This is a genomic window from Peribacillus sp. SIMBA_075, from assembly GCF_046534585.1.
Map to the genome: position 1 here is coordinate 1 of NZ_JAWRYN010001078.1, position 254 is coordinate 254.

Sequence of the window (254 nt, forward strand, 5' to 3'; positions counted from 1 at the left end):
CCGTTTTGAGGCGCTTTGACGCCGATATTCGCTGCAATTTCCTGTGCCAGCTTAAGGTTGACGTTCGCATACATGTCCACGACTTGCTGGCGCGTGTCGATGCTGTCGCATTTGCCCAGCTCGAAGCTGAATGCCTCAGTGATATGTTGCTGTTCTGCATCGCTCATGCTGTTCCAGAACATTGTCGCCTGCGAGAAGTGGTCTTTAAAGCTGTCGCTGCGCTTACGCACTTTACGGCCTTCCACTTTCTCCTG

The 254-nt window shown here is 52.8% G+C and carries 1 protein-coding gene; it reads right to left on the reverse strand.

Annotated elements, in window-relative coordinates; all coding sequences use genetic code 11:
* A partial coding sequence (locus tag SB775_RS31610; RefSeq protein WP_410865237.1) for a catalase-related domain-containing protein occupies positions 1–254 on the reverse strand: 254 nt, incomplete at both ends.